Below are 2067 nucleotides of genomic sequence, written 5' to 3' on the forward strand. Positions count from 1 at the left end.
TCCGTCATATAAACCGGTTGATTGATCCAACCGCAGGTCAAATCATCGTGGATGGTAAGGACATCATGACGCTGGACAAAATTCAGCTTCAGGAATTCCGGCGCAAAAAAATGAGCATGGTGTTCCAACGCTTTGGTCTGATGCCACATAAGACGGTGCTTGATAATGTCGGGTTTGGTCTATTGGCACAGGGCATTGAAGAAGATGCTCGGCATGAATCCTCAATGAAACGAATTGAATTGGTCGGCTTGCAGGGTTTCGAGCATCAGTATCCCGAACAGCTATCAGGTGGTATGCAACAGCGTGTCGGTCTTGCCCGTGCCTTGACAACTGACCCTGATATTCTGCTTATGGACGAAGCCTTTAGCGCGCTTGATCCTTTGATCCGCTCAGAAATGCAACGTCAGTTGATCGAATTACAAAAACAAATGCGCAAGACCATTGTCTTCATAACACATGACCTTGACGAAGCTCTGAGGCTTGGTGACGAAATTGCCATTCTGAATGGTGGCCGCCTAGTACAGGTCGGCAAACCAGAAGATATTGTTCTCAAACCGGCTGATGATTATGTTGCCGCCTTTGTGGCTGATGTGAATAAATCACGCGTGCTTCGCGCCAAAACAATCATGACCAGCTTGGCAGGCTTCACGCTTGGCAAGCGCAAGACCGAACCCGTGCATCTTGAGACATTTCTGGAAGATTTCATCCCAAGCGTACTGGAAAAACGTCATGTGATTTCGGTTGTCGATGATAAAGGTAATGTGAAGGGCTATATCTCTGACAAAGAATTGAGCAGTGCTTTGGCCAAAGGCTAGGCAGCGTAGCATATTGGTTAAAGCCCCGCATTCGCGTATCACATGCCATCATGAACACGTGCCTTCATAATTCCGCACCTAACAATCACGTAATTGTGAGCATATTTCGTTTCACATGCGTCATGTTCAGCCGTATTAAGAATAGTATAAAATCTAATTGTAACAATAAGCTACCTTAAAGAATGTTGATATTGTTGGCTTGTAAACTTCACCAATCCAGAATAGGCTATCAGATTATAGACCTGAAATATTAATTGATGTGGCATACCCAAACAATTGGATATGAATGCATATGTAAAGGGAGACTTGAATAATGAAGAAAATTTTAGGAACTGCAATGGCAATGACTGTTGGCGCTATGGCGCTTACAACAGCCACCGTGTCGCACGCCGCTGATAGCGTTAATGTTGCTTTCTTCTTGGAGTGGGCCACCCCAAACCAGATTGCAAAAGTTGACAAAGCCTATGACGAGGCGATGGGTGTTGATGTGAACTGGACTGACTTTTCAACAGGCGTCCAGATGACCGAAGCCATGCTGGCAGGCGATATTGATATTGCCTACTCACAGGGACTGGCACCATTTGTCACCGCGATCCAGCAAGGCGCACCGTTAAAAATGGTGTCTATCGCTGTTATCTATGAAGCGAACGACTGTTTTGTCAAAAATGGCCTTGGTATCACCTCGGCAAACGCGTCCGAGCTTGAAGGCAAAACTGTTGCTGTACCGTTGAGCACAATGGCTGATTTCTCATTCCGGAAACAGATGGCTGCACTCAATGTTGATGTATCAACAATGACAATCGTCGATCAGGTGCCAGCTGACGGTGCAGTATCTTTGGCTGACGGTTCAGTAGCTATGGCATGTATCTTTGGTGGCGCATCGGCAGCAGCAGCTGGCGAAGTTGGCAAGCCAATCATGTCGTCACAGGAAAAGATGGATGCTGGTATCGGTTCGTTTGACGTTGTGTCAGTGACCGAATCATTCGCTAAAGAAAACCCTGATCTTCTGCGTACCTTCCTTGAAGTGACTGACGAAGCTAACGCCGCATGGACAGCTTCTGACGCACAAGTCAGAAAAGTTGCAGCTGACGCGGGTATGGACTTTAACACAACGAAAGGCCAGATGGCTGGCTTCGTTTTCCCTAGTGTTGCAGAACAGCAGAGTGACTATTTCGGCAAGGACGGCATTGCTGCCGCTGCAGCCGAATCTCTTGGCCTGGTCTTCAAAAAGCCTGGCGCTTGGAATGTGGAT

General features: G+C 47.1%; 2 protein-coding genes. Both read left to right on the top strand.

Annotated elements, in window-relative coordinates:
* Window positions 1–815 (top strand): ATP-binding cassette domain-containing protein (locus ABNT28_RS10935; protein ID WP_348721617.1); only part of this gene is annotated, 815 nt, incomplete at its 5' end.
* A 313-nt stretch (window positions 816–1128) separates the two neighbouring features.
* Window positions 1129–2067: ABC transporter substrate-binding protein (locus ABNT28_RS10940; protein ID WP_348721618.1), on the top strand; the 939-nt coding region annotated here is incomplete at its 3' end.

Origin of the sequence: uncultured Candidatus Puniceispirillum sp., from assembly GCF_963979125.1 — a bacterium.
Taxonomy (GTDB): Bacteria; Pseudomonadota; Alphaproteobacteria; order Puniceispirillales; family Puniceispirillaceae; genus Puniceispirillum.